The sequence below is a fragment of the Aurantimicrobium sp. MWH-Uga1 genome (assembly GCF_003325955.1).
Classification (GTDB): Bacteria; Actinomycetota; Actinomycetes; order Actinomycetales; family Microbacteriaceae; genus Aurantimicrobium.
The window spans coordinates 439,226-464,710 of the sequence record NZ_CP030929.1; the positions used below are offsets into that span (position 1 = coordinate 439,226).

Below are 25,485 nucleotides of genomic sequence, written 5' to 3' on the forward strand. Positions count from 1 at the left end.
GGATTAATGAGCTGGCTTGGCAGCCAACATCCTCTCCAAAGCAACACGCGCAGGCTCTGCCACGCTCTCATCGACGGTGATGTGGTTCACCACCTCACCGTCCACCAGACGTTCTAGTACCCAGGCGAGATAGCCGGGGTGGATGCGGTACATCGTGGAGCAGGGACACACGACAGGGTCGAGGCAGAAGATGGTGTGTTCAGGGTGCTGGGCCGCCAGGCGTTGCACCATGTTGATCTCGGTACCGATAGCAAAGGTGGTCGGTTCAGTGGCTGCTTCGACGGCCTTGCGGATGTAATCGGTGGAACCGTATTCATCTGACGCGTCGACGACAGCCATCGGGCTTTCAGGGTGAACAATCACGCGCACACCAGGGTGTTCGGCACGGGCTTTCTCAATCTGCTCCACGGTGAAGCGTTTGTGCACGGAGCAGAAACCATTCCACAGGATCACTTTGGCGTCGTGGAGTTCTTGCTCAGTGTTGCCACCGAGAGGCTTGCGACCCCACCACAATGGCATTTGCTCAACGGGAATGCCCATCGCCTTGGCAGTGTTGCGTCCAAGGTGTTGGTCGGGGAAAAACAGTACGCGTTGTCCGCGCTCAAATGCCCACTCCAGGACTGTGGCGGCATTGGAGGAGGTGCAGACAATGCCGCCGTGTTCACCACAGAAACCCTTGAGTGCTGCAGATGAATTCATGTAGGTCACCGGAATTACCGGAACCCGGCCATTCTCATCTGGTTCTGTTCCATAGAGTTCCTCGAGCTGTTCCCAGCACTGAGTTACAGAGTCGATATCGGCCATGTCAGCCATCGAGCAGCCAGCTGCCAGGTTGGGAAGGATTACTTTTTGGTTTTCTCCGGAGAGAATGTCTGCGGTTTCCGCCATGAAGTGCACGCCGCAGAACACAATGGCTTCTGCCTCGGGGCGTCCCTTAGCTGCTACAGCGAGTTGGAATGAGTCGCCGAGGTAATCTGCGTGCTGCACAATTTCATCTCGCTGATAAAAGTGGCCCAGCACGACAACTTTGTCACCAAGTATTTCCTTAGCAGCACGAATCCTGGCGTGAAGTTCTTCATTGGTCGCAGTTTTGTATTCCTCTGGAAGGCCGCCTTGAACAGGAGCACCAGTCGGAATGACATCGCCCATTGAAGCACCTGGGCCGTATCCGGGTGCACCGTTATCAAACTCCCAGGGGCCCTTTGCTAAAGCCGGAGAACAGGTCGTGTCTTCGCTCTTGCCTGCAGCAATGAGTTGAATGCGGTCGTTGACCGAGGCGGTCGGGGTCATGAGTGTTCTCCTCGGGTGAATGCCAGAGTGCGGGATGCCTCGAGCTGTGAGAGTGGACCATCGTCCGATAAATCAATAGAGGTGTTATAGCGATAGAGCTGTGGTGGGCGGTGTGGTGTACCGGCGAGGCGCTCGCCGGTTGGCACCACGGTTCCACTGGCCTCGACCATGCGGCGGAAGTTGCCAGGGTCTACAGGCTTGCGCAGAACCACTTCATAGACTTCACGAAGCTGAGCGAGGGTGAAGGTCTCGCCCAAGAAGCCGTGGGCAATTCTGGAATATTCCAGCTTGGTGCGTAAGCGCCACAGCGCATATTCCACAATCAGATTGTGGTCAAAAGCCAGTTCGGGAAGGTTATCGGCAGTGAACCACTGGACATTTTCGCTTTGAATGGCGCGGTCAGCCTCATCACCGGCTACCAGGGCCCAATAGACAATCGAGACCACACGGTCATCGGGGGAGCGGTCAAGCTGGCCAAATGCATAGAGCTGTTCCAGATAGCGCGGTTCCAGTGCTGTTGTTTCCAGCAGAGTCCGTGAGGCGGCCTGGGAGAGGTCTTCATCCAAGTTCAATGGTCCACCAGGAAGAGCCCAGCGCCCTTGGTAAGGCTCACGAATGCGTCGAACTAGCGGCAGAACCAGCTCTGGAGTTCCTGAACTATCCGGGCGCAGCGCAAAGATCACCGTGGAGACGGCGAGGGAGACTTGGCTTTGCTCGGTTGACATTGCTCCAACTTTGTAAGAGTCAGGATGACTCTAAGTAAATCCATCTTAGTGTCATTGTGACTCAAACGCGATGCCTAGTTTCCTACCTTCAACTCTCACTTGAAGCATCTTTTCTGTATTGGAAGTTTTCGTCCGGCGCAGTGGGAACAAAAAGGCAATACCGCCGTAGACTTGGCATGACAACTGAATATCGAGGTCAATCGATCATTGCGGGAGAGTTCACCCTCGAGGTGAACACCGAAGGAGCAATCCTCCCCGACAATCTCTCAGGTACGCGTACCGCAGTGAACGGGCCACTCTGAAAAGAAGATGGTGAAAGAACCATCTCGCCCACGGTGAAAACTGCCTTAGGTAGTGAAGCTCTCAGGCACAAATGACAGAGGGGGAGTTCCATACGAAGGTTTCTAACCGATCGGAGAACTCAATGTCTGATACACCTCGATACTCACCTCTGCACGCGGTGCATGAGTCACTCGGCGCAAGCTTCACTGACTTCGCAGGCTTCATGATGCCTGTTCGATATGACAGTGACCTCGCCGAACACCACGCTGTGCGCACTGCTGCGGGTATCTTCGATATCTCCCACATGGCAGAAATCTCCATTACTGGCCCTGATGCAGGTGCGTTCTTGGATTACGCACTCGCCGGCAAGCTGTCCGCCTTAAATATCGGTCAAGCAAAATACTCACTGCTTCTCAATGAAGCAGGCGGCATCATTGATGATCTCGTAATCTATCGCTTGGGTGAAACTCACTGGTTAGTTGTGGCCAATGCAGGCAATCGTTTCCCTGTAGTTGAGGCCCTTAATCACCGCACCACCGGCTTCGATGTCAACGTCAAGGACGAAAGTGACGCAACAGCTCTCATTGCCGTGCAAGGACCGACCGCACTCGAAATCCTCCAGCACACCGTTGGCCTCGAACTCTCTGCTGAAGCGCAAGATCGCCCAGAGAACACCCTGGAAACACTCAAATACTACTGGTCATTGCCTGCAGTATTCCTGGGCAACCCTGTCCTGATCGGACGCACCGGATACACCGGTGAAGATGGCTTCGAACTCTATGTCGATGTTCAGCATGCAGCAGTGCTGTGGAACTCACTGATGGCTGCTGGAGAGAGCCGTGGCCTCGTTCCTACCGGTCTTGCGTGCCGCGACACTCTCCGCCTTGAAGCCGGTATGCCTCTGTATGGCCACGAGCTCAACCTCACCACCGCTCCCGTTCAAGCAGGCCTGGGTAAGGTCGTTGCCTTGTCCAAAGAAGGCGACTTCGTTGGCCGTGCCGCAACAGAAAAGGGCGTCGCAGCTGATGCTCCGGTGCTGGTGGGCCTCGTTGGGGAGGGCAAGCGTGCTGCGCGAGCTGACTACGAAATCTATCTCGGAGATAACAAGGTGGGCGTAGTTACCTCTGGTGCCCTTTCTCCCACCCTGGAATACCCCATTGCTATGGCTTTTGTTGATCCATCTGTCTCCGAAATTGGAACCGTCATAGATGTTGATATCCGTGGCACTCGTCTTCCCTATACCGTTACCGCTTTACCGTTTTACAAAAGAAAGAAGAACTAATCATGGCTAACCCCTCACACCTCAAATACACCGAAGAGCACGAGTGGCTCGACATTAACGGTGACAGCGCCACCGTCGGTATCACTGCCTATGCAGCAGAGAAGCTCGGCGATGTTGTCTATGTGGAACTTCCAAAGGTTGGTTCTTCCATCAACGCTGGAACTGTCGTTGGAGAGATCGAGTCCACCAAGAGTGTTGGTGAGCTTTACGCTCCAGCATCAGGAACAGTTGTCGAGGTTAACGACGCCGTCGTTGCAAGCCCAGAATTGGTCAACGAAGACCCATTCGGTGCTGGATGGTTGATCAAGATCAGCATCACCGACTTGCCTGCACTGCTTGAGGCAGACGCCTACACCGCGCTTACCGGCGAATAATTCGTCGCTACCTTCGGGTAGCCCCCTGTACCACTTTCACAAAGCCCTGCCCTTTTCACGCAAGGAACATACATGTCGAACGCGTTCGTCAACCGCCATATCGGAACAGATTCTGCTGCTCAAGCACACATGCTCACTCAGTTGGGATACGACAGCATTGAGCAGCTCATTAAGGCTGCTATCCCTGAGTCCATTCATGTGGATCAGTTCCGTGCTGCAGGTTCTTCCCTCCTTCCAGAACCCGCAACCGAACGTGAAGCACTTGCTGAACTGCGAGAGTTGGCGTCAAAGAACACTGTTCGTCGCTCACTCATTGGTCAGGGATACTACGACACCATCACTCCTGCGGTAATCAAGCGCAACGTTCTTGAGAACCCCAGCTGGTACACCGCATACACCCCATACCAGCCAGAAATCTCGCAGGGTCGTCTAGAAGCCATCATCAACTTCCAGACGATGGTCACTGACCTCACCGGTCTGTCCACCGCGAACGGTTCCATGCTCGATGAGTCGACCTCTGCCGTAGAAGCCATGCTGCTGGCACGTCGCTCCTCCAAAGTGCAATCCAATGTGTTTGTTGTTGACTCTGATGTCTTGCCTCAGACCAAGAGCCTCATTGCTGGTCGTGTTGGTGCTGTCGATATCGAGGTCGTGGAACTGGATCTCGCCTCCGGTGCACAGCTGCCTGAAGCTTTTGGTGTGCTCATTCAATACCCCGGAGCCTCGGGTCGTATTTGGGACCCCAGTGATGTCATCGCCAAGGCGAAAGAAGCTGGTGCTGTCACCATCGTGGCTGCAGACTTGCTTGCTCTCACGCTAATTACATCCCCCGCAGAATTGGGTGCTGACGTTGCTGTGGGATCTTCACAGCGCTTTGGTGTTCCCCTGGGCTTTGGTGGACCGCACGCCGGATACCTTGCTGTTCGGGAAGGTCTTGAGCGCAGCATGCCAGGTCGTCTTGTTGGTGTCTCCGTTGACGCTAACGGTGAACCTGCTTACCGTTTGACTCTGCAAGCTCGTGAGCAGCACATTCGTCGCGATAAGGCGACATCCAACATTTGTACGGCACAGGTGTTGCTTGCTGTGATGGCTGGAATGTATGCCGTGTACCACGGTCCAGAAGGCCTCAAAGAAATTGCAACCCAGGTGCACGAGCGCGCAAATGCGCTGGCAGCGATTCTTCGCGCCGGGGGAGTCCAGGTCGCCCATGACAGCTTCTTTGACACACTCACCGTGTCTGTTCCTGGCAAGGCTCAGGCTATCTGTGATGCAGCTAAGCAGGGCGGTTTCTTGCTCAATCTTGTTGATGCAGACACTCTTTCCATCTCGGTGGATGAAACCACCACCCCTGGTGAGGTTGAAACTGTAGCTGGATTCTTTGGGGCTAACGCCGCCTACCAAGTTGTTGCCGCTACTGTTCCCGCGAAGCTAGTTCGTACCTCGCGCTACCTCGAGCACCCAGTGTTCAACACGCACCGAAGCGAAACCAGCATGATGCGCTACCTCAAGCGACTTGCGGACTTCGACTATGCTCTCGACCGCGGCATGATTCCTCTGGGCTCGTGCACCATGAAACTCAACGCGGCAACCGAAATGGAAGCAGTCACCTGGCCTGAGTTTGGCGGATTGCACCCCTTTGCGCCTGCTGATGATGTTGCCGGTTATGTTGAAATGATTGCTCAGCTTGAGAAGTGGCTCATTGACCTCACCGGTTACAACACCATCTCTCTCCAGCCCAACGCAGGAAGCCAGGGAGAGCTTGCTGGATTGCTAGCTATTCGTGGATATCACCTGGCTAACGGGGATACCCAGCGCACCATCTGCCTCATTCCTTCCAGTGCTCACGGAACCAACGCGGCCTCTGCTGTTCTTGCCGGCATGAGCGTAGTTGTTGTTGCTTGTGACGAGGTCGGAAACGTTGACCTCGATGATCTTCGCGCCAAGATTGCTGAGCACGGTGACAAGCTCGCCGCCCTCATGATTACCTACCCCTCCACCCACGGTGTCTACGAGCACGCCGTACCCGACATCACCGCCGCTGTTCACGCAGCAGGTGGTCAGGTTTATGTTGATGGTGCAAACCTCAACGCAATGACCGGTTTTGCCCGCTTTGGTGACTTTGGTGGAGACGTCTCACACCTGAACCTTCACAAGACATTCTGTATTCCACATGGTGGTGGTGGCCCCGGTGTCGGACCAGTTGCAGCCAAGGCGCACCTTGCTCCCTACTTGCCTAGCCACTTTGCAATCCAAAACCCGCACCACGTGTTGGTTGAAGATGGCATGGTCTCCACGGTTACACACGATGGTGTTCAGATCTCGGCTGCTCCCTATGGTTCACCCAGCATCTTGCCTATCTCGTGGGCTTATGTGCGCATGATGGGTGAAGAGGGTATTCGCCAAGCAACAGCCTCTGCTGTGTTGGCTGCAAACTACATCTCTCAGCGTTTGGCTCCGTATTTCCCCACTCTCTACACCGGGGATAACGGGCTTGTTGCACACGAGTGCATCTTGGATCTTCGTCCTCTGACTGCAGAGACCGGCGTAACCGTGGATGATGTCGCTAAGCGTTTGGTGGACTTTGGTTTCCACGCTCCCACCATGAGCTTCCCTGTTGCGGGAACCCTCATGATTGAGCCCACCGAATCCGAGGACCTCGATGAGATCGAACGCTTCATCAACGCCATGATCACCATTAAGGCTGAAGCAGATGCTGTTCTTGCAGGTGAGTGGCCAGCAGATGACAACCCGCTGCACAACGCGCCTCACACTGCCGCCTCCATCGCAGGGGAATGGAACCACCCCTACTCTCGTGAGAAGGCTGTCTATCCCTTCGCTGAAGGACTGGATGCTGCGACCCGCACGATGCGCGTGCGCAGCAAGTACTGGGCACCTGTTCGTCGCGTCGATAACGCGTATGGTGACCGTAACCTCGTCTGTTCATGCCCACCGCCTGAAGCATTCGAAAACTAAGGTTGAGCCCCTCGAGAGAGGGGCTCAATTCTTTTTGCGCGCTTGTCGAAATTAACGATATATCGCTATAAGCTGGGAATGTTCTACCAATATGGTGACGCCAAGCCCCAAAGTAGGGGTATTGACTTTGGGGCTTTCCGCCGCCATTAGTACGTCTCACTAATGGAAGGTTCCACCCCAATGAATAATCTGTCCGACCTGTTGACTGATAGCCAGTTCAACATTGTCTTCAACATGCTCTCGCTGGGTATTGCCAGCATGTTGTTCACTACGTTCTTCCTGGTATTAGCCAGAGATCGTGTGCTCCCGCGTTATCGACTCGCAGTCCTCATCTCTGCAACAGTGACAGGCATTGCGGCCTACCACTACTTCAGAATGTTTGACTCGTTCAACCACGCATTCTCTACTCTTGACGGAGCAGTGAACAATGCTGCTATCTACAACGTGGGATACCGCTACGTAGACTGGCTGCTCACCGTTCCACTGCTGCTGATGGAAATCGTTGCCGTACTCGCATTGACCAGACAGCTCCAAAGCTCTCTGCTCAAGCGTTTGGTACCAGCAGCGGCCCTGATGATTATTTTGGGTTACCCCGGAGATGCCAAGCTCGACATTTGGGGCATTGCTCCCTCAGTCTGGGGTCTGCTTTCCACCATCCCCTTCCTCTACATCCTCTACGTGCTCTTCATTGAGCTCAGCAAGAGCCTGGTTCGCCAGTCTCCCGGAGTTCAAAAGAAGATCAAGCAGCTTCGTCTCTTGCTGATCGCAACCTGGGGCGTTTACCCCATCGCCTTCATCTTTGCGATGAACAGCGATGGCTTCGTAGCTGACCAGTTTGTTGCACGCGAGGTCGGTTACACCATCGCCGACATTCTGGCGAAGTGTTTGTTCGGTCTGCTCATCTTCTCGATCGCTCGCATGAAGTCCGCTGAGGACGATGCAGAGTTCGCAAAGACTGAGTTCCGCGACTAAACATCACAGAAGAAAAGGCAGGCCCTCTATCGGGGGCCTGCCTTTTCTCTTATGCTCAAGACATGACGAAGAATGCACTCATTGTGGTTGATGTTCAGCAAGGTTTTGACCAACTGGATTACTGGGGACCTCGAAATAACCCCGCCTGCGAAGACAACATTCGTGCGCTTCTGACGAAGTGGCGCTCGGAAGGTCAGCCCGTTGTGTTGGTGCGACACGATTCCGTGGGTGCTAACTCGCCTCTTCGCCCGGGGCAGCCTGGAAATGATTTCAAGCCCGGTATCGACGGTGAACATGCGCTGCTGATAAGCAAACAAGTTAACTCTGCCTTTTATGGAACTCCTGACTTAGATGCATGGCTCACAGCATCAGGAATATCTGCGGTCACTATCTGCGGTATCACCACGAATCACTGCTGTGAGACCACGGCGCGCATGGCGGGAAACCTGGGTTATGACGTGACGTTTGTTCTCGATGCCACCCACTGCAATGACAAAAAAGACGTAGATGGCAACGTCATTTCTGCAGATGAGATTGCCCGGGTGACCGGTGCAAATCTTCATGGCGAGTTTGCCACCGTTCGTTCAACCGCTGAGGTGTTGAAGGACTAATTCAGAATGGCCTTGTCAATGACGGTCATGATGAGGTCAACCCAGTCTTGAGGATCAACTTTGTCAGGGGCGATATCGTCCACGACACGGCCGACAGTGTATGCCTGGACAAATACCGCGGCGGCTCGGGGGCTGATATCAGTTGACATCCAACCCTTGTTTTGGGCCTCAATGAAAAGATCAGTAAATGCGTCAGTGAGTCGTTGTTGTTCGACACCGAGCGCGTCATGAAAACGGGGGCTGCTGTAAGTTAGGCCAGCTGCTCTGGCGCGTTCCAAACGAAATTTAGCGCGTGATTGAGCTTGGTCGTGCGCATTCGCTTGGCGAAGGGCCACAACCAATTCTTCACGCGACTCAACGGTTGCCAGAATCTGTGAAAGACCGTCAATCGTTGAGTCGACGTTGACACTAAAACGTGAAATGAGTGCCGCTTCGAGCAGATCCTCAAAGTCCTCAAAGTGGTGATAAAGAGAACCTTTGGAAACGCCGCTGGCATTGAGAACCTGATCTGCTGTGATGTGTTCTGGATCTGAACCATCTAACAGCTCTGCCATCGTCTCAATGAGACGATCGCGAGTGGGATGGGAGGACTTGGGCATAGTTAATTCTACGCCCGGGATGAGGGAGCTAACGTGGACTAAAAGTCTTGCTTTATTGCGCAGGTGCTGTTTCGACTGCGCTGTTAAACAAGGTCCGAGACTCGTCGCTGATGCCGTACTTAATCACAACAATCTGAGGGTCTTGTGAACCGGAGGTGCTGCTCCAAATGTTGGACTTGTAGACAAGGTCGTCTGTCACAAAAATTTCAACAAGAAAGTCTTTTCCCTGAATCGTGAAGATGTTTTTCGCCAAGGTAACTTCGGCATCCTCAAGAAGAGGGGTGGTGAGCAGTCGCTCGAGTGCCAACAGTGAAACTGTTTCGAGAGAGTCAAAAGTCGCAGGGGACTCATCAGTTAAGTTTGCGGTTACGACCTGTTTTCCCTCAGGAGCAGTGGGGTCATAAATAATCGCGTAGGTTGTCTGACCAACGGCGAGTGTTTCAGCGCCACCTTCAGTTGTCATTTTCTTGACTGAGTTCTTCACCACTGTGTTCAGTGCTTCTTGTGCTGCCTGGCCGGAAAGGTTCCGGTTATCTGTTGCGCTACACGCAGTTACCGTCAGTGAGGCAACCAGAGAAAGGACCAGGGCAATGACAATGCGTTTGAACATAGGTTCTAGCCTAGGCGTTGTGAGCCTAGGTTCCTGCCAGGAAGCCGGGAGCTAGTGCCTTCATGGCGGCGTAGCCGGTGAAGGAGACAATATCCAAAATCCAGTGTGCAATCACTAGAGGCATTGTCCGCCCCCAGCGCTGATATGCATACCCAAAGACAACTCCCATGACTACATTGCCGATGAAGGGCCCAAAGCCTTGGTAGAGGTGATAGCTACCGCGAAGGAGTGCACTTGCGGTGATGATCTGCCAGGTACGCCACCCCAACTCCCGCAAACGAGTAAAGAGATACCCCACCACGATGAGTTCTTCCAGCAGTGCGGCACGCAAAGCAGCCAATACCAGCACGGGAATTGTCCACCAATAGGTATCCAGCGCTGTGGGAACAATCGTGACAGTAATGCCCAGTGCGTGGCCTACTAAATAGAGCGCTAAACCAGGTATGCCTATAACTGCTGCAAGACCGAAGCCGCGTAGTAGGTCCCTACCAGGTTCCTTGAAGTTGAAACCTAGTTGGGTGAATGCACTCTCGCCGGGCTTCGCCAAGAGCCAGAACACCAGCACCACAGGGACCAAGCCAAAAGTAATCCCTAAGAGTTGGTAAACCAGATCAAAAATGGGTTGATCCGCAAGTGGCTGGTTGATGACCGTCTTCTGCGCATTGAGCGCTTCAGGAGTGGTCAGCTTGCGGATGAGGGAGACGATGGAATAAATCGCAGATGAACCCAGCGAAAGCGCGAGAACGATAGCAATTTCGAGCCAGGTGCGCGCACGCTGCTGTTGTGCTGTCCATTGCATCATGGCGATAAGCCTAGTTAGTTCAGCTCAGGATTGGTGAATCATGCGTTGTGTGCAACAAATAGCTCCACATTGGAGGACTTTCACAACAAATGGAACGTCAATTGTGTCGAGTTTGTAACAAATACTGTATTTCGCCCCAGTTGCACTTTCCGAAGCGTAGTTTTGAGCTACAGCACACGCCGCTTCGTCAAGGCGGTTATTTAAATCTCACCAGGAGGAACAGTGCGTTTATCAAAAATTGCGGTGGCTGCCGTTGCGCTTGCCACTGCAACAGCCTTGGTTTTCACAGGCTGCTCATCAGGAGGTTCGAGTGGAGGAAACTCGAACATCATCTCCACTAACGGTTCTGAGCCACAGAACCCCCTTATTCCGACAAACACCAACGAAACTGGTGGCGGCAAGATTGTCGACTCTATTTTCGCTGGCTTGGTTTACTACGACGCTAATGGTGCTCCTGTTAATGAGGTTGCCAAGTCAATCGAAACCACAGACAACCAGACCTACACCATCACATTGAATGATGGTTGGACATTCACCAACGGTGAGCCAGTTACGTCAGAGTCTTTCGTTAATGCGTGGAAGTATGGAGCGCTTCTCAGCAATGCTCAACTCAACAGCTACTTCTTCGATGCCATTGAAGGATTCAGTTATGACGAAGACACAGACCTGACCGGTCTGCAGGTTGTTGATGACCTTACCTTCACCGTCACGCTTTCAAGCCCACAGTCTGACTTCCCACTCCGTTTGGGATACTCCGCCTTCTTCCCACTGCCATCAGTGGCTTTTGATGACATGGAAGCGTTCGGAGAAAACCCCATTGGAAACGGGCCATACATGCTGGCTGAAGAGGGCGCATGGAAGCACAATGTTGAAATCAACCTGGTCTCTAACCCTGATTACAAGGGTGGGCGTAAGCCAATGAACGGTGGACTTGACATTGTCTTCTATGCGACTCAGGACGCTGCATACGCTGACCTGCTCAGTGACAACCTTGACGTACTGGATGGAATTCCTGACAGCGCACTCAAGACCTACACCACTGATTTAGGTGACCGCGCAGTGAACCAGCCTGCGGCAATCTTCCAGTCATTCACCATTCCAGAGTCTCTGGAGCACTTCTCAGGTGAAGAGGGACAACTGCGTCGTCAGGCAATCTCCATGGCCATCAACCGTGACGAAATCACTTCGGTGATCTTCGATAACACGCGCACCCCAGCTCGTGACTTCACTTCTCCTGTCATTGATGGATGGTCAAAGGATCTGAAGGGTTCAGATGTTCTGGACTACAACGAAAAGAAGGCACAGGAACTCTGGGCTCAGGCAGACAAGATCTCGCCCTGGACCGGAACCTTCCAGATTGCATACAACGGTGACGGTGGCCACCAGGCATGGGTTGACGCTGTAACCAACAGCATCAAGAATGTGCTTGGTATTGACGCCTCTGGCGCTCCATACCCCACCTTTGCCGAACTGCGTACTGCAGTAACCGACCGCACTATCACCACCGCTTTCCGTACCGGATGGCAGGCAGACTACCCAGCGCTCGCGAACTTCCTCGAGCCTCTGTACCAGACTGACGCCGGTGCAAACGACGGTGATTACTCCAACGAAGAAGTAGATGCTCTCTTCGCTCAGGGTAACGAGGCCGGTTCCCTTGATGAGGCAAACAAGTACTTCCAAGACGCTCAGGTAATCCTGCTTCAGGATCTCCCTGCTGTTCCCCTGTGGTACAGCAATGTCAACGGTGGTTACTCAACCCTCGTACAAAACGTGGTATTCGGTTGGAACTCTGTTCCTCTCTACTACCAAATCACTAAGAAATAATTCCTAGAAATTAACTGAAGTGACGGGGTGGCGACAGACTGTGTCGCCACCTCGTATCTTCTAAGCTGACAATCGTGCTTGGTTATATCATTCGCCGCATACTGCAGGCGATTCCCGTATTCTTCGGCACCACCCTGCTGATTTATTTCATGGTTTTTGCCATGCCGGGTGACCCTATCGTTGCTCTTTTTGGTGACAGAGGAGTGAACGAAGCCGTCGCTGCACAATTGCGGGAACGCTATCACCTTGATCAGCCCTTCATCATTCAATACTTGATTTACATCGGTGGAATTTTCCGCGGTGATTTCGGAACCTCGTTCTCAGGCCAACCTGTTGCCGATATTCTGGCCTCCACTTTCCCTGTGACACTGCGCTTGGCAACGTTAGCTCTCTTTTTTGAAATGGTCGTTGGAATCACCGTTGGATTGTTCTCCGGGCTTCGAAAAGGCAAACTTTTTGACTCATCGGCATTGGTCGTCAGTCTGATCCTGATTTCATTGCCCATCTTTGTTATTGCCTTCGTGATGCAATTAGTTTTTGCATTGAATCTTGGCTGGGCACGACCTACGGTTTCAGCATCTGCGGAGTGGGGCGAATTGATACTGCCAGCAATCGTCCTGGCTACAGTGAGTATTGCTTATATCATCCGTCTGACGCGCAACTCTGTCATTGATACCGAAGGTCAGGACTTTGTCAGGACCGCATTTAGCAAAGGCTTGGGGAGACGGCGAGTTATTGGAGTTCACATCTTGCGAAACTCGCTCATCCCCGTAGTAACATTCCTTGCTGTTGACTTTGGAGTACTTCTGGTCGGAGCGACAGTGACCGAAGGAATATTCAATGTTCCCGGTGTTGGACGCACCCTCTACCAGGCAATTATTCGTGGTGAGGGTCCCACTGTTGTCTCATTTGTCACCGTGATGGTCTTGATTTATTTGGTCGTCAACCTGATTACAGACTTGCTGTACGCCGCACTTGACCCAAGGATTCGCTATGGCAAATAAACCAACGCATTTCGTGGCTCCCATTGAGGAGACTCCAGTTGCGGCAGTTGATTCTGTCTCCATTTCTGAGAAACCCAGCAATCTCTGGATTGATGCCTGGCGTGATATGCGCAAGCGGCCGATGTTTTACATCTCCGGTGTTCTTATCCTGTTGGTCACTCTTGTTGCACTCTTTCCAGGATGGTTTACTCAAACCTCACCAGATTCCAACTGTCTACTTGCCAATAGCAATGGGGCCCCGGTTGATGGACATCCGCTCGGATTTACCAAACAAGGTTGTGATGTATATAGCCGCATCATTTACGGAACCTCAACATCGCTCTCGGTTGGTATTGTCGTCACCATCTTGACGGCGGTACTAGGAATTGTTTTTGGAGCATTTGCCGGTTTCTATGGCGGCTGGCTAGATGGTCTGCTCTCCCGCGCTGGAGATATTTTCTTCTCCATTCCTTACATTCTCGCTGCAGTGGTCATCATGTCTGTGTTTTCGGAACACAGAAACGTCATTGTAATCTCGCTCGCAATTGGAATTTTCGCGTGGCCTTCTACGGCACGAGTCTTGCGTGCCGAAATTCTTCGAGTGAAAAACTCAGATTATGTGATGGCGTCCACTGCTATTGGAGTAAGTCGATTCCGTATTTTGCTCAGACATGTATTGCCAAACTCAATTGCACCCGTAATCGCGGTAACAACTATTTCTTTAGCCGCTGCGATTGTTGCTGAAGCCACCCTTTCATTCTTAGGTGTTGGATTGCCTCCGACGTTCATGTCGTGGGGAAATGACATTTCTCAGGCACAAGGTGACTTGCGTACCGCACCTCAAACCCTCATTTGGCCTTCTCTTGCTCTCTCCATCACTGTTCTTGCGTTCATCATGATGGGCGAAGTCATCAGAGATGCGCTCGACCCGAAGGCGAGGGCGCGCAGATGACATCCCAAAACCCACTATTAGAAATTCGAGACCTCAAGGTTGGTTTTTCCACGCAGAATGGCGAGGTGACAGCTGTTGATGGCATCGACATCACATTGATGCCAGGACAGACCATGGCCATCGTGGGGGAGTCAGGCTCTGGTAAATCGACCACAGCTCACGCCATCATCAATTTGCTCCCTGGAACAGGAAAAATTACTGGCGGAAGCATTCGTTTTGATGGCCAAGAGTTAGTTGGTCTCGGCGAATCTGACTTAGAAAAAATCCGAGGAAGGCAGATCGGATTTGTTCCTCAAGATCCCATGTCTAATCTCAATCCTGTGTGGAATGTGGGATTTCAAGTCGAGGAAACAATCAAGGCAAATGGGGTTGCTTCGGGGAAAAAAGAGGTTCGAGCCAAAGCAATCGAAGTTCTTGAACAAGCCGGTCTTGCGGATCCAGAAAAACGCCTCAAGCAGTTTCCACACCAATTCTCTGGCGGAATGCGCCAAAGAGTATTGATTGGTATCGGACTCTCCGCTAACCCCCAACTCCTCATTGCAGATGAGCCGACTTCTGCATTGGACGTGACAGTGCAGCGGACCATTCTCGATCACTTGGATGAGCTCACTCGTGAAAAAAACACTGCGGTGATTCTTATCACCCACGACCTTGGGCTTGCAGCGGAGCGGGCAGAACAACTTGTCGTGATGTACAAGGGCAAAATTGTTGAGGCAGGACCAAGTAAAGATATTCTCAGTAATCCTCTGCACCCCTACACTCAGCGGCTTGTCGCTGCAGCACCAAGTATCGCCTCAAAGAGAGTGAGTGGAACGCACGCAGTACAAGGAGCTGATAAAGACTTTGATCTAATTGAGGTGGCAGCCCAACGGACTCAAAAAAATTCAGCCAGCGATATTGCAATTGAGGTGTCACAGCTGTGCAAAGATTTTGAAATTCGTGGCGGAAATGGGTTGAAGAAATCACTCTTTTCGGCAGTAAAAAATGTTTCTTTCTCCATACCCCGGGGAACCACTATGGCCTTGGTCGGGGAATCTGGTTCCGGAAAGTCCACCGTGGCAAAGATGTTGCTGGGCTTGGAAAAACCTACCTCAGGATTTATTGAAGTTGAGGGCAGCAACGTGGGTTCTTTGAACAAGAAAGGTTTGTTTGATCTGCGCCGTCGGATGCAACCCGTTTTCCAAGATCCGTATGGCTCTCTGGATCCATTGAGGAACATTTTCAACACTATTGCTGAGCCCCTGTTGACTCACCGCGTCGGTTCGAGGCAGGAGAGAAACGCTCGAGTGATGGAGCTTCTTGATCAAGTCTCGCTACCGCAGACCATCGCCACACGATATCCCAACGAGCTTTCTGGCGGGCAGCGTCAGAGAGTCGCCATCGCTCGTGCATTAGCGCTCAAGCCGGAGATTGTCATTCTCGATGAAGCGGTGTCAGCACTCGATGTTCTTGTTCAAGCGCAAATTCTCGCGTTGCTCCATCAGCTTCAGCAAGATTTAGGTCTGACGTATCTCTTCATCACGCACGACCTTGCCGTTGTTCGTCTCATCGCTGACAATGTGTGCGTCATGAACAAGGGAGAAATTGTCGAGGCTGCAGCGACGCAAACCGTGTTTGATAATCCGCAGCAGGAATACACGAGAAAGTTACTGGAAGCTATTCCCGGCGCACATATTCACTAAGGATTTCTCCTCCTTTCTCGTTGTGTAAAGAACTCACAGCGGTATTCTTTCAGGCCTGCGGTATGCTTGAACTGCTCGATTTTCCCGGCATCGCACACTTGTGGTGCCGCTGGTACACGTTATTCGGGCGCTCACTTTTCACAAACGATGACCAGGTGAGGTCATCGAGAGGATTTTTCATGGCGCACGCCCTCCGCTCAGACCTGCGCAACGTCGCAATCGTTGCTCACGTTGACCACGGTAAGACCACTCTTGTTGACGCAATGCTCAAGCAGACCAACTCGTTTGACGCCCACTTTGCTGGCGAAGACCGCATGATGGACTCCAACGATCTTGAACGCGAAAAAGGCATCACCATCCTTGCGAAGAACACTGCAGTGTCCTACGAGGGAAAGCACGCCACCAACGGCCCGATCACCATTAACGTGATTGACACTCCTGGCCACGCTGACTTCGGTGGCGAGGTGGAGCGCGGTCTGTCTATGGTGGACGGCGTTGTGCTTCTGGTTGATGCCTCTGAAGGTCCTCTTCCTCAGACCCGCTTCGTTTTACGCAAAGCACTGGAAGCAAAGCTTCCCGTGATCTTGTTGGTGAACAAAACTGACCGTCCCGATGCTCGTATCGACGAGGTTGTGGGCGAAAGTCAGGATCTGCTGCTCGGTCTTGCTTCCGATATGGCTGACGATGTTCCCGATCTGGATCTGGATTCCATCCTTGATGTACCTGTTGTTTATGCATCTGGCCGTGCCGGCGCTGCAAGCCACAACAAGCCCGCAGATGGTTCTTTGCCAGATAACGATGACCTTGAGCCTCTTTTTGAAGCCATTCTCGAGCACATTCCTGCTCCCTCCTACGATGATGAAGCACCGCTTCAGGCGCACGTCACCAACTTGGACGCCTCGCCCTTCTTAGGTCGTTTGGCTCTGATTCGTGTGTTCAACGGAACGATCAAAAAGGGGCAGACCGTTGCCTGGGTGAAACACGATGGCACTGTCTCCAACGTTCGCATTACCGAACTATTGAAGACCAAAGCCCTCGAGCGTTTCCCTGCTGAGAGTGCTGCTCCTGGTGACATTGTTGCTGTGGCAGGTATTGATGAGATCACCATTGGTGAAACTCTTGCTGATCCGGATGATGTTCGTCCTCTTCCCGCCATTACAGTGGACGACCCCGCTATTTCGATGACGATCGGAACGAACACCTCTCCTTTGGTAGGTAAGGTCAAGGGTCACAAGCTCACCGCTCGTATGGTGAAAGACCGTCTCGACCGTGAGCTCATTGGTAACGTTTCGCTCAAGGTTGTTGATATTGGCCGCCCTGACACCTGGGAAGTTCAGGGTCGTGGTGAACTTGCGCTGGCTATTTTGGTTGAAAACATGCGCCGTGAAGGTTTCGAGCTCACCGTGGGTAAGCCTCAAGTAGTGACCAAGAAGGTTGATGGCAAGGTTCACGAACCTTATGAGCACCTCACCATTGATGCACCTGAGGAATACCTCGGTGCAATCACGCAGCTCCTTGCCGCACGCAAGGGACGAATGGAATCGATGGTTAACCACGGAACCGGGTGGGTTCGTATGGAATTCATCGTTCCTTCCCGTGGTCTGATTGGTTTCCGCACTGAGTTCCTCACGGCAACCCGTGGTACCGGTATCGCGAACGCGATTGCTCACGGTTATGAAGAGTGGGCTGGCCAGATTGTCACCCGCGTCAACGGGTCAATCGTGGCCGACCGCGCCGGTGTTGTCACACCCTTCGCCATCATTGGTCTACAGGAGCGCATGAGCTTCTTCGTTCAGCCCACTGAAGAGGTTTATGAGGGCATGGTTATTGGTGAGAACTCTCGTGCTGATGACATGGATGTGAACATCACCAAGGAAAAGAAGCTGACAAACATGCGTTCGTCGACGGCAGACAGCTTCGAGTCAATGACTCCCTCACGTCAGCTTTCTCTCGAGGAGTGCCTTGAGTTCGCTCGTGAAGACGAGTGTGTTGAGGTCACACCTGAAACGGTGCGCATTCGCAAGGTTGAGCTTGATGCTCAGTCTCGTGCACGTAACGCAAGCCGTCTCAAAAAGCAGAACGAGTAATCGGATTTAGCTACGACAAGCCCTCGCTTTATTTGGCGGGGGCTTTCGTTTTCATTGAACGTAGGAAAACCGTCATGGTTATTCCGACGTAGAGAACCCAGCCGATAACCTGCAGCCAAGACATTTCGGGCGTAAAACCAACTGTTCCTCGAAGTAAAACGGCATACCAGGTGTCTGGAGCTATGACAGCTTCCACGTTAAAGGCCTTGCTGGCATCACCTGGAAGCAAACCAGCTTCTTGCCATTCGTGGATTCCATAGCTGAGGATTCCGGCAGCCACAATGATGAGGAAAGCTCCTGACCAGGTGAAGAATTTCTTGAGATCCAGGCGAACCATTCCCTTGAAGATCAGCCATCCCAGCAGAGCTGCTATTCCGAGACCAATGACGGCGCCCAGTGTTGGCAGAAGGCGTTCACCTGTTGCGTTGGCTGCAGCCCAGATGAAGACGGCTGTTTCAATTCCCTCACGCCCAACAGCCAAAAATGCGACAAGCATGATTCCCCAACCGTTTCCGGCAAGGTTCTTGTCTACATCTGATTCCAAATGTGCTTTGATGCTGCGGGCAGTTTTGGACATCCAGAAGATCATCCAGGTTACAAGCACCACAGCCAGGAACGACAGCGCCCCTGCGAGGATTTCCTCTGATCTGTCATCCAGCGTTGCAACACCAACACCGAGAATGATTCCTATTGCAGCAGAGAGAAGTGCAGCTATACCAACACCCGCCCACATCTTGGGCAACACATCACGGCGATCTATCTTGATCAGATAAGCACCGAGAATACCGATGATCAGTGCCGCTTCGAGGCCTTCACGAAGACCGATGAGCAAGTTTGCGAACATTATTCTGGCACTGGTCTTTCTGGTTGCATCGAAGGGGTTAGGTTAACCTAAGTAAGGTTTACCTTAGTAAGGATAACCTAACTTGGTCAAACTGTATATTCTTTAGGATGGAAATAATCATACGGATACGAATGATTTTTAGCTAGGTACACTACATAAATGGTCGAACAACCCACCGCACGCCCCAGGTCCACCCAATTATTGCTGTGCCTCGGAGCACTCGTGATGGGGCTTTTGGTTGGATCAATCACCACCGTTGCTCATCAAAACGTCGTGACAGTGTTGGGAATCGATATTCCCTGGGGCTTGATTCTTTCTCTCATCGTGCTTATCGGTTTCCTCGTGGGTTTGAGAATGGTTGTTCAAGACAGGCTCATTGTGCTGTGTGCGGCACTGGGAATCATTGGCATGGTTTTTCTCTTGAGTTTGCGTAGCGTTGGGGGATCCGTTCTTGTGCCTAACAATCTGCTGGGCACAATCTGGGCTGTAGCTCCCACGCTCATTGCCCTCGTCGTCGTCGCGTGGCCCAAATTGCCTGAACACCGCCGTGGCGAGAGCATCAGCAGCTCATAAAAGAACAGTAAAGTTAAGTCAGACCCACCTGAACTTTCGATAGAGGAGCCCCACCTTGACCTACGTCATCGCCTTGCCATGTGTAGATGTCAAAGACCGTGCCTGCATCGATGAATGCCCCGTAGATTGCATCTACGAAGGTGACCGTATGCTTTACATCCACCCCGATGAGTGTGTGGACTGCGGTGCATGCGAACCAGTGTGCCCCGTTGAAGCTATCTACTACGAAGATGATCTCCCAGAGCAGTGGGCTGACTACTACAAGGCAAACGTAGAATTCTTCCAAGAAATTGGATCTCCCGGTGGAGCTGCCAAGGTTGGCGTTATCAAGGGCGACCACCCTGTCATAACTGCGCTGCCCCCACAGGCCTAAGTTTCATGCTCACAGAGCTGCCTGATTACCCATGGGATGCCATGTCGCCCTTTGTGGCCAAGGCGAAAGCTCATCCCGGCGGCGCCATCGATCTCTCCATTGGTTCACCGGTAGACCCCACGCCAGAAGTCATTCGTGCTGCCCTTGCTCAGGCAACTGATTCACACGCATACCCCACGACAATCGGAACTCCCGCCTTACGCGACGCAATCGTTGAGTGGTTCGCCCGCCGTCGTGGAGTGACGGGACTTGGTGTGGAGAATGTCCTGCCCACCATCGGATCTAAAGAATTTGTTGCCTGGCTGCCGTTTATGTTGCGCCTGGGGCCCGGTGATGTGGTCGTGCACCCCACTGCTGCCTATCCGACCTACGAGATCGGCGCTCGCATGGCTGAGGCGACTCCTTTCCCCTCAGATGATCCAGCAACATGGCCTGAGAGCACCAAGCTGGTGTGGCTCAACAGCCCTGGTAATCCAGATGGTCAGGTCCTGGATAAAGTGCAGCTCAAGGCGCGTGTTCAGCGAGCGCGTGAACTCGGTGCCTATATCGTCGGCGACGAGTGTTATGCCGAGCTGGGATGGTCTGGGCGCTGGGAACACGAACCTATTCCTAGCCTGCTTGATCCCGAGGTAACCGGGGGCGATCTCACGGGAATTCTCACCGCGTATTCCCTGAGCAAACAGTCCAACCTCGCTGGATATCGTGCAGCATTTGTTGCTGGGGATGCCGCGTTGATTGCCCAGCTCACCAACATTCGTAAGCACGCAGGCATGATGCAACCGGGGCCAGTCCAGGTGGCGATGCTTGCCGCACTCACTGATGATGCACACGTTGCAGTTCAAAAAGAACGCTATCGCGCTCGCCGGGAGTTGCTCATTCCTGCGTTGAACTCTGCCGGATACCGCATCGATCACAGTGAAGCGGGACTCTACTTATGGGTCACCGAAGGTGTGGATGCGTGGGCGTCGATTGACAAGCTTGCAAGCTTAGGAATCATTGCTGGCCCAGGGGTTTTTTATGGTGATTTCTATCCCAACCATGTTCGTTTGTCTCTGACTGAAACTGACGAGCGTATTGCTGAGGCTGCACGCAGACTTCTCAGTGTTTAGCAACAGTACTTTTTGCCAATAGGCTTGGATAACTTGGGGATTTCATCACCATGAATGAACTTGAGTATCCACTCACCTAAGACAGTTTCCACAAGGAGTCTTCGTGACTGAAGCTACTAACTCAGTGCCTGCGGGGGAGAACATCTCCCTCACATATAACGGCAAGACCATTGAGCTACCCGTTTTGCATGGTACCGAAGGCAATCCTGCAATTGACCTCTCAACTTTGACCAAGCAGACAGGCCTCACCGCACTGGACTATGGCTTCGTCAACACCGCTTCCACCAAGTCGAAAATCACCTACATCGATGGTGAGGCTGGAATCCTGCGCTACCGCGGATATCCCATTGACCAGGTGGCCACTAACCTGACCTTCCTTGAAACTGCTTACCTGCTTATTCACGGCGAAGTTCCACATGCAGTCGAGAAAGAAAACTTCGAAGAAAACATTCGTCGTCACACACTCCTGCACGAAGACCTCAAGGATTTCTTCTCCGGATTCCCACGTCGCGCACACCCTATGCCGGTGCTCTCTGCAGGTGTTTCAGCTCTGTCGACCTACTACGAAGACTCACTAGATCCCAAAAACCCGGAGCAGGTTGAGACCTCGACTTACCGTCTACTGGCCAAGCTTCCCGTTATGGCCGCCTATGCTCACAAGAAGAGCATCGGACAGGCACGTCTTTACCCAGACAACTCGCTGTCCTATGTTGAGAACTTCTTGCGTTTGACCTTCGGCAATAAGGCAGAGCCTTACGTTCAGAACCCTGTTGTCGTCAATGCTCTCGAGCGTTTGCTCATTCTGCATGCAGACCACGAGCAGAACGCCTCAACCTCGACGGTGCGTTTGGTTGGATCAACTGATGCGAACCTGTTCGCATCAGTCTCTGCGGGTATCAACGCTCTGTTTGGCCCCCTTCACGGTGGAGCGAACGAAGCGGTTTTGACAATGCTCGCAGAAATCCAAGCTTCAGGGGAATCCGTCTCGAAGTACGTTGAGCGCGTCAAGAATAAGGAAGACGGTGTCCGCCTGATGGGCTTTGGTCACCGCGTGTACAAGAACTACGACCCTCGCGCACGCCTGGTGAAGGACACCGCTGACGAGGTTCTCGCAGCCCTCGGCGTCAACGACCCACTGCTGGGTATCGCGAAGGAACTTGAAGGGATCGCGCTCGAGGATGACTACTTCAAGGAGCGCAAGCTCTACCCCAACGTGGACTTCTACACAGGTGTGATTTACAAGGCGATGGGTTTCCCCACACGCATGTTTACTGTTCTGTTTGCTCTAGGTCGTCTCCCTGGTTGGATTGCGCACTGGCGCGAAATGAACCTAGACCCACAGACCAAGATTGGTCGCCCACAGCAGCTCTACATCGGCGACCAGCTTCGTAACCTCTGAGCCTTCTCGTCTCCGCCATGAAGGCAGTCCAGTTTGAACAGTTTGCAGGGCCGCTTACTGTTGTTGACGTGGCAATGCCATCAGTTCCTGTTGACGGTGTGGTTATCGAAGTCAAAGCCGCTGGATTGTGCCGCTCTGACTGGCATGCCTGGCAGGGTCATGATCCCGACATCACGGTTTTTCCTCACATCCCAGGCCATGAGTTTGCTGGGGTGGTTCATGAGGTAGGAGCAGAGGTTTCTGGTCTTGCTGTGGGAGACAGAGTCGTTTTCCCCTTTGTGTGTGGTTGCGGACAATGCTCGTGGTGTGAAAGTGGCAATGCCCAGGTTTGTCCAGATCAATGGCAACCAGGTTTCAGTGGCCCAGGTACCTATGCTCAGTTCGTCGCTATTCCACGTGCAGACTTCAATGCAGTGAAACTTCCTGATGAAGTTCCCTTCGATGTGGCAGCAAGCTTAGGGTGTCGCTTTGCCACAAGCTATCGGGCCATCAAGCATGTCGCAGCAGTCACTCAGGGAGAGAGCGTTGCTGTATTTGGTTGTGGCGGGATTGGTTTAGCAGCCGTTATGGCGGCAGCCTCTTGTGGGGCACAAGTCATTGCTGTCGATGTGAACAAGGATGCGTTGAAGCTTGCCCGCATGGCCGGTGCGGCGCATGTGATCAATGCTCAGGACGGAAACGTGCTTCAGGCTATCCATGAGCTTGTTCCTGGGGGTGCAGATGTTTCCGTAGACGCCCTGGGCAGTATAGAAACGTCTAGGACCGCCGTGGAAAGCCTGCGAGTTCAGGGACGCCACGTTCAAATAGGTTTATTGCTACCTGCCAAGATCGGAGACCGGGCTACTGTCCCCATGCATTTAGTGATTGGCCGTGAATTACAGGTGTTGGGCTCACACGGTATGGCTGCAGCTGCTTATCCACAGATGCTGTCGGACATTGCAAGTGGCGCTATTGACCCTGGGCAGTTCATTACCCGCACCATTAGTTTGGATGAGGTACCCGATGCGTTAGCCGCGATGAGCGAAGGTACTGAACCTGGTGTGACAATTATTGCGCCCTAGACATTAGTGCAGGGCGGAGTTGAGAACAATGCCCACGCCTGTGCGCGAAGTTACCTCTACGGCACCGGTTCCCGAGTTACGGCGGAACAACAAGTTGTTCACTCCGGAAAGTTCCTTTGCCTTCATGACTGTTGTGTTCTCTCCATCAATGACATTGATCTTGGTGCCAGCGGTGACGTACAAGCCCGCCTCAACGACGCAGTCATCACCGATGGAGATTCCGATGCCTGAGTTCGCTCCTAAGAGTGAACGCTGACCAATCTTGATTTTCTCGGTTCCACCGCCGGAAAGCGTTCCCATGATGGATGCACCACCGCCAATGTCTGACCCATCACCGACGACAACCCCTTGAGAGATACGGCCTTCCACCATCGAGGTTCCCAGTGTTCCAGCATTGAAGTTCACAAAACCTTCGTGCATGACAACAGTTCCTGGAGCAAGATGTGCGCCTAAGCGCACGCGGGACGCATCTGCGATGCGGACGCGGTCGGGGGTGACGTAGTCGGTCAGGCGGGGGAATCGGTCGATTCCTTGAGCCTGAATGCCCTCACGAAGGAGCCGGGGGCGAAGCGCAGTGAAATCGGCTGGGTGCACAGGCCCCGCGTTGGTCCACACCACGTTAGGGAGTTGGCCAAAGATGCCATCGAGGTTGATGGTGTTCGGGGCAACCAGAAGGTGAGAAAGCAGATGGAGGCGAAGATAGGCGTCAGAGGTACCCTGTGCTGGTTCGTCGAGGTTGATCTCGACGGTGACAGCTTCCAAGGCGACCTTGCGACGAGCATCCTCACCGACGAGGTCTTCAAGTTCGGCAGGAACAATCCACTTGTCACGTCCAGCAGGCAGTGTGCCCAACTGGGGAGAGGGATACCAGGTGTCTAATACGGTGCCATCTGAGGCAACAGTTGCGAGCCCGTAACCCCAGGCGTGCGTGTTTGTCTGCGAAGAAACCATGCCTCTAGGTTACCGGCGATAAACTTGGGGTATGTCCTCCACGCCAACGCTTGATGTGTTCCGCACTTGCGTTGAGCTCACAGCAGACATTTGCAACATTGAGTCTGTTTCAGGCAATGAGCACGCCCTCGCAAATGCGATTGAAGCAGCACTGTCTGAATATGCGCATCTGGACATCTTCCGCAATGAAGATGCTGTCGTGGCACGAACAAACCTTGGTCGCTCGCAACGCGTCATTATTGCTGGGCATATTGATACCGTTCCGGTCAACAACAACCTTCCGGTTCGCTACAGCGAAGAAGAAGGCGCCCAATGGTTGTGGGGTAGGGGAACTGTTGACATGAAGGCCGGCGTTGCCGTTGCTCTCAAACTTGCCGCAGAACTCACCGAACCCGCTTATGACATCACCTGGATTTGGTACGACCACGAAGAAGTTGAATCTTCTCTCAATGGGTTAGGGCGCTTGGCAGTTGTTGCTCCTGAGCTGCTTACCGGTGACTTCGCAATTTTGGGTGAACCCTCCAACTCCACCGTAGAGGGCGGTTGCAATGGGACGTTACGTGTAGAGGTACGCACCAAGGGCGTTCGTGCGCACTCAGCCAGAGCGTGGATGGGTGAGAACGCTATTCACAAACTCTCACCTGCACTGGCTGCGTTAGAGGCATATACACCCGTAACAATCACAGTGGATGGCCTGGATTATCGCGAGGGGTTAAGCGCTGTAGGGATTTCTGGTGGTGTTGCCGGCAATGTGATCCCCGATGCTGCAGCGCTTACCGTGAATTACAGGTTTGCTCCAGATAAGTCAGTTGAACAAGCTCTTGCACACGTGCAGGAAGTATTTACTGGTTTTGATGTGGTTGTAACTGATAGCGCTGAGGGTGCTAGGCCTGGGTTAACTGCTGCCATCGCACAAGACTTTGTCGCTGCGGTAGGGGAAGAGCCCAAGCCCAAATATGGCTGGACGGATGTTTCGCGCTTTTCGGAGTTAGGTATTCCTGCAGTGAACTTTGGGCCAGGTGACCCTTCCCTTGCCCACACTGATGATGAGCGCGTATTGACGTCACAGATTGAGTCCTGCGAGCAGGCACTTCGCACCTGGCTTACTCAGGCCTAAAGGACTTTCG

At 53.0% G+C, this 25,485-nt stretch carries 23 protein-coding genes and 1 riboswitch; of the genes, 16 read left to right on the forward strand and 7 right to left on the reverse strand.

What is annotated here, in order from left to right; all coding sequences use genetic code 11:
* Positions 1 to 3: 3 nt before the first annotated feature.
* Both nadA and AURUGA1_RS02305 read right to left on the reverse strand, forming a co-directional pair.
* Positions 4 to 1,290 (reverse strand): quinolinate synthase NadA, encoded by a 1,287-nt coding sequence (gene nadA / locus AURUGA1_RS02300; RefSeq protein ID WP_114128700.1) that lies wholly within the window; start codon positions 1,288 to 1,290, stop codon positions 4 to 6.
* Positions 1,287 to 2,015 carry an NUDIX domain-containing protein gene (locus tag AURUGA1_RS02305; RefSeq protein WP_114128701.1) on the reverse strand — a complete coding sequence of 243 codons (729 nt, stop codon included), beginning with the start codon at positions 2,013 to 2,015 and terminating at the stop codon, positions 1,287 to 1,289. Before AURUGA1_RS02305 ends, nadA begins: the two co-directional genes overlap by 4 nt.
* 200 nt (positions 2,016 to 2,215) lie before the next feature.
* Positions 2,216 to 2,307, forward strand: a riboswitch (glycine riboswitch).
* 132 nt (positions 2,308 to 2,439) lie between these two features.
* Here AURUGA1_RS02305 and gcvT point away from each other — a divergent pair.
* From gcvT to AURUGA1_RS02330, 5 genes are all read left to right on the forward strand, one after another.
* Positions 2,440 to 3,579 (forward strand): glycine cleavage system aminomethyltransferase GcvT, encoded by a 1,140-nt coding sequence (gene gcvT, locus AURUGA1_RS02310; RefSeq protein ID WP_114128702.1) that lies wholly within the window; start codon positions 2,440 to 2,442, stop codon positions 3,577 to 3,579.
* A gap of 2 nt (positions 3,580 to 3,581) precedes the next feature.
* Entirely contained in the window at positions 3,582 to 3,953 is a 372-nt protein-coding gene (gene gcvH, locus AURUGA1_RS02315; RefSeq protein WP_114128703.1) for a glycine cleavage system protein GcvH, read from the forward strand.
* A gap of 72 nt (positions 3,954 to 4,025) precedes the next feature.
* A complete protein-coding gene (gene gcvP, locus AURUGA1_RS02320) occupies positions 4,026 to 6,926 on the forward strand; it encodes an aminomethyl-transferring glycine dehydrogenase (RefSeq protein ID WP_114128704.1) in 2,901 nt (966 codons plus the stop codon).
* Positions 6,927 to 7,106: 180 nt separating this feature from the next.
* Positions 7,107 to 7,898 (forward strand): bacteriorhodopsin-like, encoded by a 792-nt coding sequence (locus AURUGA1_RS02325; RefSeq protein WP_114128705.1) that lies wholly within the window; start codon positions 7,107 to 7,109, stop codon positions 7,896 to 7,898.
* Between the two features lie 62 nt (positions 7,899 to 7,960).
* Positions 7,961 to 8,509, forward strand: a complete 549-nt coding sequence (locus AURUGA1_RS02330) for a cysteine hydrolase family protein (RefSeq protein WP_114128706.1) — start codon at positions 7,961 to 7,963, stop codon at positions 8,507 to 8,509.
* Here the strand turns inward: AURUGA1_RS02330 and AURUGA1_RS02335 are convergent.
* The 3 genes from AURUGA1_RS02335 to AURUGA1_RS02345 are packed head-to-tail and all read right to left on the reverse strand — an operon-like array spanning position 8,506 to position 10,520.
* Positions 8,506 to 9,108: a TetR/AcrR family transcriptional regulator gene (locus tag AURUGA1_RS02335; protein WP_114128707.1), complete on the reverse strand. Its 603-nt coding sequence runs from the start codon at positions 9,106 to 9,108 to the stop codon at positions 8,506 to 8,508. The genes AURUGA1_RS02330 and AURUGA1_RS02335 overlap by 4 nt on opposite strands.
* 52 nt (positions 9,109 to 9,160) lie before the next feature.
* The gene (locus AURUGA1_RS02340; protein ID WP_114128708.1) at positions 9,161 to 9,718 is read right to left on the reverse strand and encodes a hypothetical protein; all 558 of its coding nucleotides are present in this window, start codon (positions 9,716 to 9,718) and stop codon (positions 9,161 to 9,163) included.
* 25 nt (positions 9,719 to 9,743) lie between these two features.
* Positions 9,744 to 10,520: a CPBP family intramembrane glutamic endopeptidase gene (locus tag AURUGA1_RS02345; RefSeq protein ID WP_114128709.1), complete on the reverse strand. Its 777-nt coding sequence runs from the start codon at positions 10,518 to 10,520 to the stop codon at positions 9,744 to 9,746.
* A gap of 222 nt (positions 10,521 to 10,742) precedes the next feature.
* Between AURUGA1_RS02345 and AURUGA1_RS02350 the strand changes: the two genes are divergently transcribed.
* From AURUGA1_RS02350 to typA, 5 genes are all read left to right on the forward strand, one after another.
* Positions 10,743 to 12,344, forward strand: a complete 1,602-nt coding sequence (locus AURUGA1_RS02350; protein ID WP_114128710.1) for an ABC transporter substrate-binding protein — start codon at positions 10,743 to 10,745, stop codon at positions 12,342 to 12,344.
* Positions 12,345 to 12,418: 74 nt separating this feature from the next.
* The gene (locus AURUGA1_RS02355) at positions 12,419 to 13,348 is read left to right on the forward strand and encodes an ABC transporter permease (protein WP_114128711.1); all 930 of its coding nucleotides are present in this window, start codon (positions 12,419 to 12,421) and stop codon (positions 13,346 to 13,348) included.
* On the forward strand, positions 13,338 to 14,279 hold the full coding sequence (locus AURUGA1_RS02360) for an ABC transporter permease (protein ID WP_114128712.1): 942 nt from the start codon (positions 13,338 to 13,340) through the stop codon (positions 14,277 to 14,279). Before AURUGA1_RS02355 ends, AURUGA1_RS02360 begins: the two co-directional genes overlap by 11 nt.
* Entirely contained in the window at positions 14,276 to 15,961 is a 1,686-nt protein-coding gene (locus AURUGA1_RS02365; RefSeq protein ID WP_114128713.1) for an ABC transporter ATP-binding protein, read from the forward strand. Before AURUGA1_RS02360 ends, AURUGA1_RS02365 begins: the two co-directional genes overlap by 4 nt.
* Positions 15,962 to 16,140: 179 nt before the next feature.
* On the forward strand, positions 16,141 to 18,048 hold the full coding sequence (typA, locus tag AURUGA1_RS02370) for a translational GTPase TypA (RefSeq protein ID WP_114129687.1): 1,908 nt from the start codon (positions 16,141 to 16,143) through the stop codon (positions 18,046 to 18,048).
* Between the two features lie 28 nt (positions 18,049 to 18,076).
* Here typA and efeU read toward each other — a convergent pair whose 3' ends face one another.
* The gene (gene efeU / locus AURUGA1_RS02375) at positions 18,077 to 18,892 is read right to left on the reverse strand and encodes an iron uptake transporter permease EfeU (RefSeq protein ID WP_114128714.1); all 816 of its coding nucleotides are present in this window, start codon (positions 18,890 to 18,892) and stop codon (positions 18,077 to 18,079) included.
* Positions 18,893 to 19,051: 159 nt separating this feature from the next.
* Here efeU and AURUGA1_RS02380 point away from each other — a divergent pair, with 159 nt between their 5' ends.
* The 5 genes from AURUGA1_RS02380 (at position 19,052) to AURUGA1_RS02400 (ending at position 23,407) form a co-directional block, all read left to right on the forward strand.
* The gene (locus AURUGA1_RS02380) at positions 19,052 to 19,465 is read left to right on the forward strand and encodes a hypothetical protein (RefSeq protein ID WP_162784034.1); all 414 of its coding nucleotides are present in this window, start codon (positions 19,052 to 19,054) and stop codon (positions 19,463 to 19,465) included.
* Between the two features lie 55 nt (positions 19,466 to 19,520).
* The gene (gene fdxA, locus AURUGA1_RS02385; RefSeq protein WP_114128716.1) at positions 19,521 to 19,838 is read left to right on the forward strand and encodes a ferredoxin; all 318 of its coding nucleotides are present in this window, start codon (positions 19,521 to 19,523) and stop codon (positions 19,836 to 19,838) included.
* 5 nt (positions 19,839 to 19,843) lie between these two features.
* On the forward strand, positions 19,844 to 20,947 hold the full coding sequence (dapC, locus tag AURUGA1_RS02390) for a succinyldiaminopimelate transaminase (RefSeq protein ID WP_114128717.1): 1,104 nt from the start codon (positions 19,844 to 19,846) through the stop codon (positions 20,945 to 20,947).
* Between the two features lie 103 nt (positions 20,948 to 21,050).
* A complete protein-coding gene (locus AURUGA1_RS02395) occupies positions 21,051 to 22,346 on the forward strand; it encodes a citrate synthase (RefSeq protein WP_240187379.1) in 1,296 nt (431 codons plus the stop codon).
* A 74-nt stretch (positions 22,347 to 22,420) separates the two neighbouring features.
* Positions 22,421 to 23,407, forward strand: coding sequence for an alcohol dehydrogenase catalytic domain-containing protein (locus tag AURUGA1_RS02400; RefSeq protein WP_240187401.1), 987 nt, complete (start codon positions 22,421 to 22,423; stop codon positions 23,405 to 23,407).
* A 3-nt stretch (positions 23,408 to 23,410) separates the two neighbouring features.
* Here AURUGA1_RS02400 and dapD read toward each other — a convergent pair whose 3' ends face one another.
* A complete protein-coding gene (gene dapD / locus AURUGA1_RS02405; RefSeq protein ID WP_114128719.1) occupies positions 23,411 to 24,358 on the reverse strand; it encodes a 2,3,4,5-tetrahydropyridine-2,6-dicarboxylate N-succinyltransferase in 948 nt (315 codons plus the stop codon).
* Positions 24,359 to 24,389: 31 nt separating this feature from the next.
* On the opposite strand from dapD, the gene dapE reads away from it, so the two are divergent.
* Positions 24,390 to 25,475, forward strand: coding sequence for a succinyl-diaminopimelate desuccinylase (gene dapE / locus AURUGA1_RS02410; RefSeq protein WP_114128720.1), 1,086 nt, complete (start codon positions 24,390 to 24,392; stop codon positions 25,473 to 25,475).
* Positions 25,476 to 25,485: the final 10 nt, after the last annotated feature.

Bases quoted from the DNA above. Each gene is read 5' to 3' on its own strand.
- nadA (WP_114128700.1), bottom strand. From the start codon at position 1,290: ATGACCCCGACCGCCTCGGTCAACGACCGCATTCAACTCATTGCTGCA.
- AURUGA1_RS02305 (WP_114128701.1), bottom strand. From the start codon at position 2,015: ATGTCAACCGAGCAAAGCCAAGTCTCCCTCGCCGTCTCCACGGTGATC.
- gcvT (WP_114128702.1), top strand. From the start codon at position 2,440: ATGTCTGATACACCTCGATACTCACCTCTGCACGCGGTGCATGAGTCA.
- gcvH (WP_114128703.1), top strand. From the start codon at position 3,582: ATGGCTAACCCCTCACACCTCAAATACACCGAAGAGCACGAGTGGCTC.
- gcvP (WP_114128704.1), top strand. From the start codon at position 4,026: ATGTCGAACGCGTTCGTCAACCGCCATATCGGAACAGATTCTGCTGCT.
- AURUGA1_RS02325 (WP_114128705.1), top strand. From the start codon at position 7,107: ATGAATAATCTGTCCGACCTGTTGACTGATAGCCAGTTCAACATTGTC.
- AURUGA1_RS02330 (WP_114128706.1), top strand. From the start codon at position 7,961: ATGACGAAGAATGCACTCATTGTGGTTGATGTTCAGCAAGGTTTTGAC.
- AURUGA1_RS02335 (WP_114128707.1), bottom strand. From the start codon at position 9,108: ATGCCCAAGTCCTCCCATCCCACTCGCGATCGTCTCATTGAGACGATG.
- AURUGA1_RS02340 (WP_114128708.1), bottom strand. From the start codon at position 9,718: ATGTTCAAACGCATTGTCATTGCCCTGGTCCTTTCTCTGGTTGCCTCA.
- AURUGA1_RS02345 (WP_114128709.1), bottom strand. From the start codon at position 10,520: ATGATGCAATGGACAGCACAACAGCAGCGTGCGCGCACCTGGCTCGAA.
- AURUGA1_RS02360 (WP_114128712.1), top strand. From the start codon at position 13,338: ATGGCAAATAAACCAACGCATTTCGTGGCTCCCATTGAGGAGACTCCA.
- AURUGA1_RS02365 (WP_114128713.1), top strand. From the start codon at position 14,276: ATGACATCCCAAAACCCACTATTAGAAATTCGAGACCTCAAGGTTGGT.
- typA (WP_114129687.1), top strand. From the start codon at position 16,141: ATGGCGCACGCCCTCCGCTCAGACCTGCGCAACGTCGCAATCGTTGCT.
- efeU (WP_114128714.1), bottom strand. From the start codon at position 18,892: ATGTTCGCAAACTTGCTCATCGGTCTTCGTGAAGGCCTCGAAGCGGCA.
- AURUGA1_RS02380 (WP_162784034.1), top strand. From the start codon at position 19,052: ATGGTCGAACAACCCACCGCACGCCCCAGGTCCACCCAATTATTGCTG.
- dapC (WP_114128717.1), top strand. From the start codon at position 19,844: ATGCTCACAGAGCTGCCTGATTACCCATGGGATGCCATGTCGCCCTTT.
- AURUGA1_RS02400 (WP_240187401.1), top strand. From the start codon at position 22,421: ATGCCATCAGTTCCTGTTGACGGTGTGGTTATCGAAGTCAAAGCCGCT.
- dapD (WP_114128719.1), bottom strand. From the start codon at position 24,358: ATGGTTTCTTCGCAGACAAACACGCACGCCTGGGGTTACGGGCTCGCA.
- dapE (WP_114128720.1), top strand. From the start codon at position 24,390: ATGTCCTCCACGCCAACGCTTGATGTGTTCCGCACTTGCGTTGAGCTC.